This is a genomic window from Nocardiopsis sp. RV163, assembly GCF_001029525.1.
GTDB lineage: Bacteria > Actinomycetota > Actinomycetes > Streptosporangiales > Streptosporangiaceae > Nocardiopsis > Nocardiopsis dassonvillei.
Map to the genome: position 1 here is coordinate 17847 of NZ_LEKI01000056.1, position 14000 is coordinate 31846.

The following is a 14000-nucleotide window of genomic DNA, read 5'->3' on the forward strand; positions in this document are numbered from 1 at the left end:
GCTATGCCCCGTATCCACTGGTTTTCCGCAGGCCGGGACGGGGCGCGGGAGAGTGGGGGAGATGGCGGACCGCAACCGGGGAGAGACGTCGGCGCCGACACGCCGACTGGTCGTGGGGGCGTGCGTCCTGGGAGCCCTGCTCCTGCTGGGCGCGGTCCTGGGACCGCTGTGGTGGGGCCTCGCACCGCGCGCGGAGGGCACCGCGCTGGGCGGGGGCGGGGTCTTCACCGGAACCACCGAGGACGTGTTCGCGGGCGAGGGCTGGTTCGCACTCATCACCGCCCTCACCGGACTGGTCGCGGGCTACACCGCCTACATGGCCCAGTTCCCGCTGTCGCGCCGCCGCTTCCAGGACCTGCGCATGGTCTGCCTGGTCGCGGGCTTCCTCGGTTCTCTGGGCGGGACCGTGCTCACCTGGCGCGTCGGTGTGGCCCTGGACGGTCCGGCGTACGCCGCCGTCGAGGCGGCCGAGCCCGGCGCCACCGTGCAGACCGGGCTCCAGCTCGACGCGACCGCCTTCCTGCTGATCTGGCCCCTGGTGTTCGTCCTCCAGTACGGGCTGCTCGACGCGATCAGCTTCGTGCGCCGCGATCTTCCCGGCGTGCCCCGGCAGGCGCTCGGGCGGCTGGGTCCGGAAGCGGAAACGCGGACTGAGCCCGCGGCGCCGGCCGGTCCCGGCCCGGACGCGGGCCCGGCGGCCAACCCGCCCCCCGGCGAGCCGGTCCCGGCCGAGCACGACCAGGCGGGGCCGGAGGACCCCCGCGGCTGACCCCGCTCCCCGCCTCCGCTCCCGTCCTCAGAGCCGGCGGACGGTCTCCTCGTACATGCCGTCGAGCAGGTCGCGGTACTTTTCCTCGACCGCGCGCCGCCGCATCTTCAGGCTGGGCGTCATCTCGCCCTCCTCGACCGTCAGGTCGCTCGGCAGGATCGCGAACCTCTTCACGGTCTCGTGCCGGGGCAGGCTCCGGTTGAGCTCGTCCACGGCCTCCTGCACCATCTTCCTGACCCTGGGCTCCCGCGTCAGGCCCGTGTAGTCGAGGTGGCCGAGTCCGTGCTCCTGCGCCCACACGCCGATCGACTCGGGGTCCAGGGCCACCAGCGCCACGCAGTGGGGGCGCCGGTCGCCGTGCACCACCAGGTTGCTGACGTAGGGGCACAGCGCCTTGAAGCGGCTCTCGATGCTCTGGGGCGCCACGTACTTGCCTCCGGAGGTCTTGATCAGCTCCTTCTTGCGGTCGGTGATGCGCAGGCGGCCGTTCTCCAGGGCGCCGATGTCTCCGGTGGCGAACCAGCCCTCCGGAGTGAGCACCTCCTCCGTGGCGCCGGAGAGGTTGTGGTAGCCGCGCATCACGCCGCCGCCCCGGATGAGGACCTCGCCGTCCTCGGCGATGCGCACCTCGGTGCCGGGCATGGGCAGACCGACCGTGCCGAACCGCACGTCGCCGGGCCGGTTGACGAACGTCCCGGCGCTGGTCTCGGTGAGCCCGTAGCCCTCCAGGATGACGATCCCGGCACCGTAGAAGAACCGGCCGATCTCGGGGGACAGCGGCGCGCTGCCGGAGATGAAGAACTTCAGCCGTTCCCCGAAGCGCGCCCGCAGCCGGGCGAACACGAGCCTGTCGGCGACCCGGTACTGCGCGGCGAGCAGGCCGGTGGGCTCGCGGCCCTCCTCCCGCAGCCGGGCGACCCGGTCGCCCACCCCCGCGGCCCACCGGAAGATCCGGTACCTGGCCGCGCCGCCCTCCTCAGCCTGCATGACCACGCGGTTGTACACCTTCTCGAAGACGCGCGGGGCGGCGGCCATGAAGGTGGGCCGCACGAGGGCCAGGTTGTCCACGATCCGCTCGGGGCGGCCGTCCACGGCGGTACGGAAGCCGATCCGCAGCTGGCTGACCTGCATGAGCTTGCCGAACACGTGCGACAGCGGCAGCCACAGGTACTGGACGTCGTCTGGGCCCATCAGGTCCCAGCCCTGCGCGCGCAGTTCGGTGTCCAGGTCCGCCATGGCCTGGGACTCGTAGAGCCAGTTCGCGTGGTCCAGGCGCACGCCCTTCGGTCTGCCCGTGGTGCCGGAGGTGTAGATCAGCGTGGCCAGGTGGTCGGGTGCGACCGCCGCGACCAGCGCCTCGAACAGGGCGGGGTCCCGGGCGTGGAGTCCGGCGCCCCGTGCGGCCAACTCCTCCAGGGACATCACCCAGTCGTCGTCGCCCCCGGCCGCGCCCTCGAAGGCGATCACCCGTGACAGCCCCGGCATCCGCGCGCGCTGGTCGACCAGCTTGGCGACCTGCTCGTCGTTCTCGGCGAAGGCCACCATGCTGCCCGAGTCGGAGACGATGTAGGCGCAGTCGGGCGGGGCGGAGGAGGGGTAGACGGTGGTGGAGGCGCCGCCCGCGCACAGCACGGCCAGGTCGGCGAGGATCCACTCCACGCGCGTGCTGGAGACGATCGCGCACCGGGCCTGGGGGGTCACTCCCAGGTCGTGCAGGCCCAGCGCGATGTCGCGCACCCGGTCGAGGGTCTGGGACCAGGTGAGGGTCTCCCACTTCTCGGGGGCGCCGGAAGCGCCGGGAAGGGGGTAGCTGAACGCCTCGGAGTCGGGAGACTCCGCGACGCGGGAGAGGAACATACCGGGAACGGAGGAAAAGGGGGATGAAATGTTACTCATGTCACGAAACTACCCCTGGGTAGGTGACCCGGCAACAGCCCGTGCACGTCCTCGGAAACGGTTCCCCTCGGGGGTCAGGAGGCCCCGATCGGCGCGGTGACCGCCTCGGTGAGCGTGATCAGGTCGCGGGGCTTGAGCTCCATCTGCAGACCCCGCCGCCCGGCCGAGACGTAGACCGTGGGCAGTTCGGTCACCGACGCGTCGATCACGGTGCGCAGGCGCTTGCGCTGGCCCAGGGGGCTGATCCCGCCGCGCACGTATCCGGTGGCCTTCTCGGCCAGCGCCGCGTCGGCCATGGCGGCCCTCTTGCCGCCGACCGCGGCGGCCAGCGCCTTGAGGTCGAGCGTGGTGCTGACGGGCACCACCCCGACGGTGAGCTGCCCGTCCACCTCGGCGATCAGCGTCTTGAAGACGTGCTCGTGGGGGACGCCGAGCGCGTCGGCCGCGTCGGTGCCGTAGGAGTGCCCGTCCGAGGAGCCGTCCACTTCGTAGGGGTGCAGCGTGTACGTGGTCTTGGTCCGTCCGGCGGCCACGGTCGCGGGTGTGGCTTTTGCGCTCATTGAATACCTGGTTCCTTCTCCGCGCGCGAACGCGCTGGCGCGTGCGTCGCAACAGCCCGGGTCGGGCCCCGGGCACGCCGCACCGGTTCGCACAGCAGGCTAGGCCAACACGGGGCGGGCCGCGCGCAGGCATGCGGGAAAACCCGGTGTTTCCTCCACCGGGCTCCGGTATCGGGATCTTCGCCCCGGAAAGGGGCCGGCGAACGCGCCGCGCGGTCCCCTAGTTGAACGACACGCCGTTGTTGAGGAAGGGGCCCGCCGGCAGGTTGGGCAGTGTGGGAGCGGCCACGATGCGGTTCTCCCGGCGCAGGAACCGGGCGGTCACGGCCAGCCGGGTCGCGGCGTCCTCGGCCTCCAGCATCCGCTGCTTCTCCGCCTGGTCCAGGACCGCGGCCGCGGCCACCGCGTAGGACAGCGCGATGGGGTCCTTGGGCAGTTCGGGCGAGGCGTCCGGCGACATCCCGATCGAGGCCAGGCGCTGGGAGTAGGTCCCGAACAGGTCGCGCACCCGCTCGGCGTGCTCCTCCACGTCCGGGCCGGTCGGCTCGGGCAGGAAGGCCACCGACGCGGTCGAGTACTCCTCGGTGGAGGAGGCGTCCACCTGCGACAGGTCTGTGATGGAGAACCGCGCGCCGCCCTCGACGACCAGGTCGTAGCGGCCGTCCTCGTAGGTGCGCACGTCGCGCACCAGGGCGGTGCACCCGGTCGCGCTGATCCGGGGCAGCGCGGTGCCCGGCCCTCCCGTGGTGGGGGTCCCTGTGTCGGCGCCACCGGCGCCCTGGCCAGACTCGGAGGCCACCTCCTGGCCCAGTTCGATCCACACCACGCCGAACCGGACCGGGCCCCGGCCGCGCCCGATCTCGTCCCCCTGGGTGAAGGCGGGCCCGAGCAGCTCCGCGACCAGGCGGCGGTAGCGCCGCTCGAAGACGTGCAGGGGAACGGTCATACCGGGGAACAGCACGGTGTTCAACGGGAAGATCGGCAGGGCCAAGGGCATGGTTCCAGTATGCCCCTCATGCCGGGAACGCGGGCGCCGAAACCGGCGGCGCGTCCCCGGCCGTGACCGCCGCCCGCGGTCCGAGGGCGCCCGGGGGCGCGGGGCGCCGGGTCAGGAGACCGACGGGCCGGCGGTGCCGGGCGCGTCCTGGCTGCCGCCGTCCTCGCTGGGCATGTCCCGGGCCACGAAGTCCTCCACGTGGAACAGGTTGCCGTTGGCGCGGTCCACCACGTTGAGGAGGGTCGACATCTTGGCGACCTCCTCGGTCTGCTCCTGGATGAACCACTGGAGGAACTGCTCGCCGGTGTAGTCGTCCTCGTCCCGGGCGACCTTGGCCAGGCGCTGGAACTGGTCGGTCACCTCGCGCTCCTGGCGAAGTGCCAGCGCGACCAGGTCCCGGGGCGCGGCGAAATCGGTCTCGATCTCGTCCACGCCCGGAAGGGAGAACGGGACGTCGGTGTCCAGGAGGAACCGCACGATCATCATCGCGTGGTCGCGCTCCTCCAGGGACTGCTCGTAGAAGACCCGCGCCAGTTGGGGCAGGTCGTGGTCGTCGAACCAGGCGGCGACGGCCACGTACTGGTGCGAGGCCGTGAACTCGTGCCGAACCTGGTCTACGAGGAGCCGGTGGAACTTGGAAAGGCCGATATCGCTGCTCTTGTTCGAAGTCATGAGTACACGATAACGCATGGAAAATCATTTCGCGACGTTTATCCGTGTGATCCGAATTTCTTAGGCAAGCCTTTCTGAAGCTTAATAAGGTTAGGTGTCCCAAACTTAGGGCGTGCTTATTCGTGCGTAACGCGTTCCATGCCGCCGCCCCTCCCGCGCCGACGCGTACCCGCCGGTGGCGCGCGTGTGGCGTCCATCATCCGGACGGCGCCGCCCACCGAATGGGCACTTCCCCCTAGACTGGGACCGTGATCAGTCGAATCGACCTCCGAGGCACCCAAGGCGACCCGCGTCAGGCCCTTCCGCGCGCGGAACTGGACGTGGCGGCCGCCGCCGAGCGCGTACGCCCCCTGTGCGAGGACGTGCGCCATCGCGGTGTCGAGGCCCTGGTCGAACTCACCGAGCGCTTCGACGGCGTCGGACTGACCGACATCCGCGTGCCCAAGGACGCGATCGAGGCCGCCCTGGACGACCTCGACCCCGCCGTGCGCGCCGCGCTGGAGGAGTCCATCCGCCGCGCCCGCGCGGTCCACCGCGACCAGCGCCGCACCGACCACACCACCCGCGTCGTGCCCGGGGGCACCGTCACCGAGAAGTGGATCCCGGTCGACCGCGTCGGCCTCTACGTACCGGGCGGCAGGGCCGTCTACCCCTCCAGCGTCGTCATGAACGTCGTCCCCGCCCAGGAGGCGGGGGTGCGCTCCCTGGCGGTCACCTCGCCGCCCCAGAGCGCCTTCGGCGGACTGCCCCACCCGACCATCCTCGCCGCCTGCGCGCTGCTCGGCGTCGACGAGGTCTACGCCGTCGGCGGCGCCCAGGCCGTGGCCATGTTCGCCTACGGCGCGGGCCCCTGCGAGCGCGCCGACATGGTCACCGGCCCCGGAAACATCTGGGTGGCCGCGGCCAAGCGCCTGCTCAAGGGCGTCATCGGCATCGACGCCGAGGCCGGTCCCACCGAGATCGCGATCCTCGCCGACGCCGCCGCCAACCCCGACTACGTCGCCGCCGACCTGGTCAGCCAGGCCGAGCACGACGTCGTCGCCGCCTCCGTCCTGGTCACCCCGGACGAGGCGCTCGCCGAGGCTGTCACGGACCGCCTCGCCGCACGCGTGGCCGCCACCAAGCACGGCGACCGCGTCCGCGAGGCCCTGTCCGGCCCGCAGTCCGGCATCGTCCTGGTCGACGACCTCGACCACGGCCTCGCCGTCGTCAACGCCTACGCCGCCGAGCACCTGGAGGTCATGACCGCCGACGCCGCCGAGTGGGCCGCGCGCGTGCGCAACGCGGGCGCGATCTTCGTCGGCGACTTCTCGCCGGTCTCCCTGGGCGACTACGCGGCCGGGTCCAACCACGTGCTGCCCACCGGTGGCTGCGCCTGCCACAGCGGCGGCCTGAGCGTGCAGACCTTCCTGCGCGGCGTGCACGTGGTCGAGTACGACCGCGAGGCGCTGACCGACGTCGCCCACCACGTCATCGCCCTGGCCAACGCCGAGGACCTGCCCGCGCACGGCGAGGCCGTCGCCGCGCGCACGGACCAGGCCTGAGCCCGAAGGCCGCCCGCCCGGCGGGAACCCGGGCGCGCGGGCCCCGCGGCCGCACCGGCCGCGACCCGCACGCCCCGCCCGCCTCCGACCGACCATGAGCGTGCAACCGTGAGCTTCACCCTGAACGACCTGCCCCTGCGCGACGACCTGCGCGGCCGCTCGCCCTACGGCGCGCCGCAACTGGACGTGCCCGTGGTGCTCAACACCAACGAGAACCCGCACCCCCCCTCGGCGCGTCTGGCCAAGGCGCTGGCCGAGGCGGTCGCCGACACCGCCCTGGGCCTCAACCGCTACCCCGACCGGGACGCGGTCCGCCTCCGCGAGGGCCTGGCCGCCTACCTCGGCCACGGCCTGACCGCCGACCAGGTGTGGGCCGCCAACGGCTCCAACGAGGTCCTCCAGCAGATCCTCCAGGCCTTCGGCGGCCCCGGCCGGGCCGCCATGGGCTTCGAGCCGTCCTACTCCATGCACCCGATCATCTCCCGGGGCACCGGCACCGCCTGGGTGTCCGTGCCGCGCGGAGCCGACTTCCGCGTCGACGTGGACGCCGCCCTGGCCGCCATCGCCGAGCACCAGCCCAGCGTCGTCTTCCTCACCTCGCCCAACAACCCCACCGGCACCGCCCTGGACCTCGCCGACACCGAGCGCGTCCTCGCGGCCGCCCCCGGCGTCGTGGTCGTGGACGAGGCCTACGCCGAGTTCCGCCGCGAGGGCACGCCCAGCGCACTGAGCCTGCTGCCCGACAACCCCAGGCTCGTCGTCTCTCGCACCATGTCCAAGGCCTTCGCGCTGGCCGGCGCGCGGGTGGGCTACCTGGCCGCCCACCCGGCCGTGGTCGAGGCCCTCCAGCTGGTCCGCCTGCCCTACCACCTGTCCGCCGTCACCCAGACGGTCGCGCTCACCGCGCTCGACCACGCCGACGAACTCCTCGCCGCCGTCGCCGACCTGCGCGCCGAACGCGACTCCCTGGTCGCCTGGCTGCGCGAGCAGGGCTTCTCCGTCGCCGAGTCCGACGCCAACTTCGTCCTGTTCGGCGAGTTCGAGGACCGCACCCGCGTCTGGCAGGACATGCTCGAACAGCAGGTCCTCATCCGCGAGACCGGCCCGCCCGGGTGGCTGCGCGTCAGCGTCGGAACCCCGCAGGAGATGGCCGCCTTCCGCCGGGCCCTGCTCCGCGCCACCGGGCGCTGAGCCGTGCCCGCCGACCCCGAGACCGCCGCCCGGCCCGACCCGGCCGGGCCCGGCACCCACCGCACCGAGCGAGGAAGTCCCACCACCATGAGCCGCACCGGACGCGTCGAGCGCACCACCAAGGAAACCAAGGTCCTGGTCGAGATCGACCTGGACGGCACCGGCGTCGCCGACGTCTCCACCGGCGTCGGCTTCTTCGACCACATGCTCGACCAGCTCGCCAAGCACGGCCTGTTCGACCTGACCGTGCGCACCGAGGGCGACCTGCACATCGACTCCCACCACACCATGGAGGACACCGCCCTGGCCCTGGGCGCGGCCTTCCGCGAGGCGCTGGGCGACAAGCGGGGCATCCGCCGCTTCGCCGACGCCAAGGTGCCCCTGGACGAGGCCTTGGCCGAGGTCACCGTCGACGTCTCCGGCCGCCCCTACCTGGTGCACAGCGAGCCCGAGGGCATGGCCCCGCTGATCGGCCGCGACTACGACACCACCATGACCCGTCACATCCTGGAGTCGTTCGTGGCCCAGGCCCGCGTCGCCCTGCACGTGCGCGTTCCCTACGGCCGCAACGCCCACCACATCGTCGAGTGCCAGTTCAAGGCGCTGGCCCGCGCCCTGCGGGCGGCCACCGAGGACGACCCGCGCGTCAGCGGCGTCCCGTCCACCAAGGGCGCCCTGTAGATGGACGGATACCTGTGGGGGATCGCCCTCATCGTGCTCGGGGGCTTCCTCGCCGGGGGCGCGTACGCCCTGTGGAGGGTCAACCGGCCCCTCGCCGTCGTCCTGGCCGGATGCACGGCGCTCGCGCTGGCCTCCGGCGTACTGCGCCTGGACTACTTCTGAAGGGGAAGGGCAGCACCATGCCGTCACGAGTGGTCGTCTTCGACTACGGCTCCGGCAACCTGCGCTCGGCGCAGCGCGCGATGGAGCGCACCGGAGCCGATGTCACCGTCACCTCCGACCCGCACGCCGCCCTCGACGCGGACGGCCTCGTCGTCCCGGGCGTCGGCGCGTTCAGCGCGTGCATGTCCAGCCTCCGGGCCGCGGGCGGCGACCGGATCATCGGCAGGCGCGTGGCCGGGGGTCGCCCGGTCCTGGGCATCTGCGTGGGCATGCAGGTCCTCTTCGACCGCGGGGTGGAGCGCGCCGGCTCCGGCGCCGGGGCGGGGGAGGAGGTCACCGAGGGCTGCGGCGAATGGCCCGGCACGGTCGACCGCCTGCGCGCGCCCGTCGTTCCGCACATGGGCTGGAACACCGTCCGTCCGCCCGAGGACACCCGGCTCTTCGCCGGTATCGGGCCCGAGGACCGCTTCTACTTCGTGCACTCCTACGCCGTGCGCGAGTGGGAGTTCACGCCCACCAACGAGCGCATCCCCGAGCCCGGTGTGACCTGGGCCGAGCACGGCGAGCCGTTCGTGGCCGCCGTCGAGAACGGACCCCTGTGGGCCACCCAGTTCCACCCCGAGAAGTCCGGGGACGCTGGCGCCCGCGTCCTGGCCAACTGGGTGGGCACCCTCTGACCGGTGTCCGCCCGGGCCTTGCCCGGCCCGCCACCGCTCCCGAAGACCTTCCGACCGACGAGAACGAGATGAGTCCATGACCGGCGAGACCACCACCCCCGTACTCGAACTGCTGCCCGCCGTGGACGTGGCGGGCGGCCAGGCCGTCCAGCTCGTCCAGGGCAAGGCGGGCTCCGGCGGGCAGTACGGCGACCCCTTCGAGGCGGCCATGGCCTGGCAGTCCGCCGGCGCCGAGTGGATCCACCTGGTGGACCTGGACGCCGCGTTCGGCCGCGGCCACAACCGCGACCTGCTGCGCGACATCGTGGGCCGCCTCGACGTCAGGGTCGAGATGTCCGGCGGCATCCGCGACGACGAGTCGCTGGCCGCAGCCCTGTCCACCGGGTGCAGGCGGGTCAACATCGGCACCGCCGCCCTGGAGAACCCCGAGTGGTGCGCCAGGATCATCGCCGAGCACGGCGACCGGATCGCGATCGGCCTGGACGTGCGCGGCACCACCCTGGCCGCGCGCGGCTGGACCCGCGACGGCGGTGACCTCATGCAGACCCTGGAGCGCCTGGAGTCGGAGGGCTGCGCCCGTTACGTCGTCACCGACGTCCAGAAGGACGGCACCCTGAAGGGACCCAACCTGGACCTGCTGCGCACCGTGTGCGAGCGCACCGACAAGCCGGTGGTGGCCAGCGGCGGAGTCTCCAGCCTGGAGGACCTGCGGGCGATCGCCACGCTGGTGCCGCTGGGCGTGGAGGGCGCCATCATGGGCACCGCGCTGTACGAGGGCGCCTTCACCCTGGAGGACGCCCTGGCCACGGTGCGCGGGGCCGGGAGCGTGCGGCCGTGAGCGTGTCGGTGCGCGTCATCCCCTGCCTGGACGTGGACGCCGGGCGGGTGGTCAAGGGCGTCAACTTCGAGAACCTGCGCGACGCGGGCGACCCGGTCGAGCTGGCCGGCACCTACGACGCGGACGGCGCCGACGAGCTCACCTTCCTCGACGTCACCGCCTCCAGCGGCGATCGCGAGACCACCTACGACGTGGTGCGCCGTACCGCCGACCAGGTGTTCATCCCGCTGACCGTGGGCGGCGGGGTGCGCACCCCCGACGACGTGGACCGGCTGCTGCGCGCTGGCGCGGACAAGGTGGGCGTCAACACCGCCGCCATCGCCCGCCCCGAACTCATCGGGGAGATCGCCGAGCGCTTCGGCCGCCAGGTCCTGGTGCTCTCCGCCGACGTGCGCCGGGTGCGCGGGGACGGGCGGCCGACGCCGAGCGGGTTCGAGGTCACCACGCACGGCGGACGCCGCAGCGCCGGGCTCGACGCCCTGGAGTGGTGCGAGCGCGCCGCCGAGCTGGGGGCGGGGGAGATCCTGCTCAACTCGATGGACGCCGACGGCACCCGGTCGGGCTTCGACCTGGAGCTGATCCGGGCGGTGCGCTCCCGTGTGGAGGTGCCGCTGATCGCCTCCGGCGGAGCGGGCGCGGTGGAGCACTTCGCCCCGGCCGTGGCGGCGGGCGCGGACGCCGTGCTGGCCGCGACGGTCTTCCACTTCGGGCAGTTCACCATCGCCGACGTCAAGAAGAGCCTGCGCGAGGCGGGCCACCCCGTCCGCTGAACGGGGCCGGCCCCTCCCCGGCCGGTTCCCCGGGCACAGGGCCTTCGCGCGCCCGCGGGCGCGCGAAGGCCCTCCGCGTGTCCGGCCCCTGCCTGTCCGAGCCCACGTGTTCCTCGGCCCCGCCTCCGGCCGGAACCCGGTCGCGCCCCCGCGGCCCGTTACACGCGCACACCGCCGAATCGGTTGTCGCGTGTGCTGAAAAAACGGGACAAAGACAGAGAACTGTGTCCTTTTGGTGGTATTGGCGTGCATTTTGTGAACGCGGTGCGGGTCTCGCACATCGAACAGTGTGTAACACCGAACCACCGCGCAGCACCGACCACAGGGACCACAGGGGAAAGGAACCTCTCCATGTCCACCACCACCGGGCGGGCCGCCTCCCTCCTCGCGGCCGCCGCCCTCGCCGCGACGACCGCCCTCGCCACCGCTCCCGCCGCCCTGGCGGACGACCTCGACCAGACCTCCCCCGAGGTCCTCGCCGCCATCGAGTCCCAGGTCTGGCCCGAGTACACCCTCGGCGACTCCAGCATCGACGTCTACGCCGCCAAGATGCTGCTCTCCTCGGGAGAGATCAACCCCGGCGAACTGGACCTGGAGTTCGACCGGGACCTCCAGGAGACCCTGGTCACCTACCAGCAGGCCTTCGGCCTGCACGACGACGGCGACCTCAACCCCGACACCTGGGAGCACTTCCAGGAGCTGGTCTTCGGCCAGCACCAGTTCCGCCGCGGCGACACCGGCCCGGTCGTCACCATGATCCAGCGCGAGCTCAACGCCAAGTTCAACGCCCACCTGGCCACCGACGGCGTCTACGGGCCCGCCACCGAGCGGGCCGTCCGCGCCGCCCAGGAGCACTTCGGCATCGGCGTCGACGGGATCTTCGGACCCGTCTCCTTCCACGCCGTGATCAGCTACCAGGACTACGCCCGCTGACCGGCCCCGCGCAGCCCCGGCGACCGTGACCGGGACGCTCCCCTCCCGGCGGCGCCCGGGCCCACCCCCTCGGGGCCCGGGCGCCGCCGCGCGCGGCCGCTCCGCGCCCCCGCCGCCGCCCGCGGCGGGAACCGTCCGCGCCACGCTCCGAACCAGACGGAATAGCCCCGTCGCGCCGCGCGCTGAAACAATCCGGTGGAACCTTGTCGGTGCCGCTGGATAGGTTGACACGACACGCGCGCGGCCACGCCCTCCGGCATGTCCGGGGGCCGCCGCGCGCGTGTCGGGCTGCGCCGGGCCTGCCCGGCCACTGAGGAGAACGGGGGGCGTATGGCGCGGGGTACGAGCACCAGGGCACCGGAGAACGAGGAGGGATCGGCGCCGCCCGGAGCCGCCGACGGGCCGGGAACACGCCAGGGAACCGACGCCGCCGAGCACACAGGGGTCTTCGCCCGCGGCATGCGGGTGCTGTGGGTGGCCGCCCGCACCGAACCGTGGGTCTTCCTCGCCGCCGTCGTCGGCGCCATGCTGCACGCCGCCGTCAACGTCGGCTCCGCCTCGGTCCTGGGCCACCTCACCGACGCCACCATCCTCCCCGCATTCGAACAGGGCAGCACCACGACCGCCGCCCTCGTCGGCGCCGCCGCGCTCCTCATGGGCGTGGGACTGGGCAAGGCCACCGGCATCGCCATGCGCCGCATGCTCGCCGCGCTCATGCAGTTCCGCATGCAGGCCCGCTACCGCCGCGCCGTCGCCCGCAAGTACCTCGAACTGCCCCTGTCCTGGCACCACCGCCACCCCACCGGACAGCTCCTGTCCAACGCCAACGCCGACGTCGAGGCGGCCTGGCAGCCGCTCGCCCCGCTGCCCATGGCCGTCGGCAGCGTGTTCATGCTGGTCATCGCGGCCGTCGCCATGATCACCACCGACCCGGTCCTGGCCCTGGTCGCCTTCGTCGTCTTTCCGGTCCTGGCCGCCGCCAACGTCGTCTTCCAACGGCGCGTCTCACCCATGGCCTCACGCGCCCAGGCACTGCGCGCCGAGGTCAGCGGCGTCGCACACGAGTCCTTCGACGGCGCCCTCGTGATCAAGACCCTGGGCCGCGAGGACACCGAGACCGAGCGCTTCACCTCCGCCGCCCACCGCCTGCGCGACGCGCTCATCCAGGTCGGCCGGATGCGCTCGATGTTCGACCCGGTCATGGAGGCCCTGCCCAACTTCGGCGTGCTCGCCGTCCTGCTCCTGGGCATGTGGCGACTGTCCACCGGAGCCATCGACGCCGGCGACCTGGTCCAGATCGCCTTCCTGTTCACCCTCCTGGCCCTGCCCATCCGCTCCTTCGGATGGATCCTGGGCGACCTGCCCCGCAGCGTCGTGGGCTGGGACCGCGTCCAGTCCGTGCTCAACTCCGGCGGCGCCATGGAGTACGGCGCCCGCACCCTGGAGGACACCCCCACCGGCATCGCCCTGAGCGCCCGCGGCGTCACCTTCTCCTACGCCGACTCCTACGACGCGCGGGGCGGCGCGCGGGGCGGCGCGCGCGACCTGATGGACGGCGACGCCGACACCGCGCCGCGCACCACCGTCCTCAACGGCGTGGACCTGGACATCGCCCCCGGACGCACCGTCGCACTGGTCGGCCCCACCGGCTCGGGCAAGTCCACGCTCACCACCGTCCTCATGCGCCTGGTCGACGCCGACACGGGCACCGTCACCCTCGACGGCGTCGACGCGCGCGAACTCGCACGCGACCAGATCCCCCGGCACGCCGCCCTGGTGCCCCAGGGCACCTTCGTGTTCGAGGACAGCGTCCGCGACAACATCACCCTGGGCACCGGAGCCGACGACGACCAGGTCTGGGCCGCCCTGCGCCTGGCCCGCGCCGACGGTTTCGTCCGCGAACTGGAGGGCGGACTCGACGCCCGGCTCGGCGAGAAGGGCACCACCCTCTCCGGAGGACAGCGCCAACGCCTGGCCCTGGCCCGCGCTATCGTGCGCCGCCCGAGGCTGCTCATCATGGACGACGCCACCTCCGCCGTGGACCCCCAGATCGAGGCGCAGATCCTGGCGGGCCTGCGCGAACGCGACGACGCCGCCACCGTGGTCGTGGTCGCCTACCGCCGCGCCACCATCGAACTCGCCGACGAGGTGGTCTACATGGAGCGCGGACGCGTGCTGGCCCGCGGCACACACGAGGAACTGCTCACCACCTCGCCCGGCTACACCAGGCTCGTCACCGCCTACGAGCGCGCCTCCGCCGAGGGGCAGGCCGAGAGAGCCCCGCTGCCCGAGGAACCCGGCCCCCTCGAA

General features: G+C 72.8%; 14 protein-coding genes. 10 read left to right on the plus strand and 4 right to left on the minus strand.

All coding sequences use genetic code 11. The features are described from left to right. The first annotated feature begins 61 nt into the window (after positions 1-61). On the plus strand, positions 62-769 hold the full coding sequence (locus ABD54_RS12430; RefSeq protein ID WP_047869622.1) for a hypothetical protein: 708 nt from the start codon (positions 62-64) through the stop codon (positions 767-769). Positions 770-796: 27 nt separating this feature from the next. On the opposite strand, the gene ABD54_RS12435 is transcribed toward ABD54_RS12430, so the two are convergent. The 4 genes from ABD54_RS12435 to ABD54_RS12450 form a co-directional block, all read right to left on the minus strand. Next, positions 797-2665, minus strand: a complete 1869-nt coding sequence (locus tag ABD54_RS12435; RefSeq protein ID WP_047869623.1) for a long-chain fatty acid--CoA ligase — start codon at positions 2663-2665, stop codon at positions 797-799. Between the two features lie 74 nt (positions 2666-2739). Next, a complete protein-coding gene (ybaK, locus tag ABD54_RS12440) occupies positions 2740-3225 on the minus strand; it encodes a Cys-tRNA(Pro) deacylase (RefSeq protein WP_082166789.1) in 486 nt (161 codons plus the stop codon). Positions 3226-3445: 220 nt separating this feature from the next. Continuing rightward, on the minus strand, positions 3446-4222 hold the full coding sequence (locus tag ABD54_RS12445) for an LON peptidase substrate-binding domain-containing protein (RefSeq protein ID WP_047869625.1): 777 nt from the start codon (positions 4220-4222) through the stop codon (positions 3446-3448). 111 nt (positions 4223-4333) lie between these two features. Further along, positions 4334-4894, minus strand: a complete 561-nt coding sequence (locus tag ABD54_RS12450) for a ferritin (protein WP_047869626.1) — start codon at positions 4892-4894, stop codon at positions 4334-4336. A 248-nt stretch (positions 4895-5142) separates the two neighbouring features. Between ABD54_RS12450 and hisD the strand changes: the two genes are divergently transcribed. From hisD to ABD54_RS12495, 9 genes are all read left to right on the plus strand, one after another. Then, complete coding sequence (gene hisD, locus ABD54_RS12455; RefSeq protein ID WP_200904099.1) at positions 5143-6438, plus strand: histidinol dehydrogenase; 1296 nt, start codon at positions 5143-5145, stop codon at positions 6436-6438. A gap of 108 nt (positions 6439-6546) precedes the next feature. After that, positions 6547-7629 (plus strand): histidinol-phosphate transaminase, encoded by a 1083-nt coding sequence (locus ABD54_RS12460; RefSeq protein WP_047869628.1) that lies wholly within the window; start codon positions 6547-6549, stop codon positions 7627-7629. A gap of 87 nt (positions 7630-7716) precedes the next feature. Then, a complete protein-coding gene (gene hisB, locus ABD54_RS12465; protein WP_047869635.1) occupies positions 7717-8310 on the plus strand; it encodes an imidazoleglycerol-phosphate dehydratase HisB in 594 nt (197 codons plus the stop codon). After that, on the plus strand, positions 8311-8472 hold the full coding sequence (locus ABD54_RS28560; RefSeq protein WP_013154204.1) for a hypothetical protein: 162 nt from the start codon (positions 8311-8313) through the stop codon (positions 8470-8472). Between the two features lie 17 nt (positions 8473-8489). Beyond that, entirely contained in the window at positions 8490-9149 is a 660-nt protein-coding gene (gene hisH, locus ABD54_RS12475) for an imidazole glycerol phosphate synthase subunit HisH (protein ID WP_047869629.1), read from the plus strand. Between the two features lie 76 nt (positions 9150-9225). Beyond that, on the plus strand, positions 9226-9987 hold the full coding sequence (gene priA, locus ABD54_RS12480) for a bifunctional 1-(5-phosphoribosyl)-5-((5-phosphoribosylamino)methylideneamino)imidazole-4-carboxamide isomerase/phosphoribosylanthranilate isomerase PriA (RefSeq protein ID WP_047869630.1): 762 nt from the start codon (positions 9226-9228) through the stop codon (positions 9985-9987). Continuing rightward, on the plus strand, positions 9984-10757 hold the full coding sequence (gene hisF, locus ABD54_RS12485) for an imidazole glycerol phosphate synthase subunit HisF (protein ID WP_047869631.1): 774 nt from the start codon (positions 9984-9986) through the stop codon (positions 10755-10757). The genes priA and hisF overlap by 4 nt, the downstream gene beginning before the upstream one ends. A 351-nt stretch (positions 10758-11108) precedes the next feature. Further along, entirely contained in the window at positions 11109-11690 is a 582-nt protein-coding gene (locus ABD54_RS12490; protein ID WP_047869632.1) for a peptidoglycan-binding domain-containing protein, read from the plus strand. Between the two features lie 330 nt (positions 11691-12020). Continuing rightward, on the plus strand, positions 12021-14000 hold a 1980-nt coding region (locus ABD54_RS12495), incomplete at its 3' end, for an ABC transporter ATP-binding protein (protein ID WP_047869633.1).

Coding starts and splice junctions, on each gene's coding strand:
- ABD54_RS12430 (WP_047869622.1), top strand. CDS start 62: ATGGCGGACCGCAACCGGGGAGAGACGTCGGCGCCGACACGCCGACTG.
- ABD54_RS12435 (WP_047869623.1), bottom strand. CDS start 2,665: ATGAGTAACATTTCATCCCCCTTTTCCTCCGTTCCCGGTATGTTCCTC.
- ybaK (WP_082166789.1), bottom strand. CDS start 3,225: ATGAGCGCAAAAGCCACACCCGCGACCGTGGCCGCCGGACGGACCAAG.
- ABD54_RS12445 (WP_047869625.1), bottom strand. CDS start 4,222: ATGCCCTTGGCCCTGCCGATCTTCCCGTTGAACACCGTGCTGTTCCCC.
- ABD54_RS12450 (WP_047869626.1), bottom strand. CDS start 4,894: ATGACTTCGAACAAGAGCAGCGATATCGGCCTTTCCAAGTTCCACCGG.
- hisB (WP_047869635.1), top strand. CDS start 7,717: ATGAGCCGCACCGGACGCGTCGAGCGCACCACCAAGGAAACCAAGGTC.
- ABD54_RS28560 (WP_013154204.1), top strand. CDS start 8,311: ATGGACGGATACCTGTGGGGGATCGCCCTCATCGTGCTCGGGGGCTTC.
- hisH (WP_047869629.1), top strand. CDS start 8,490: ATGCCGTCACGAGTGGTCGTCTTCGACTACGGCTCCGGCAACCTGCGC.
- priA (WP_047869630.1), top strand. CDS start 9,226: ATGACCGGCGAGACCACCACCCCCGTACTCGAACTGCTGCCCGCCGTG.
- ABD54_RS12490 (WP_047869632.1), top strand. CDS start 11,109: ATGTCCACCACCACCGGGCGGGCCGCCTCCCTCCTCGCGGCCGCCGCC.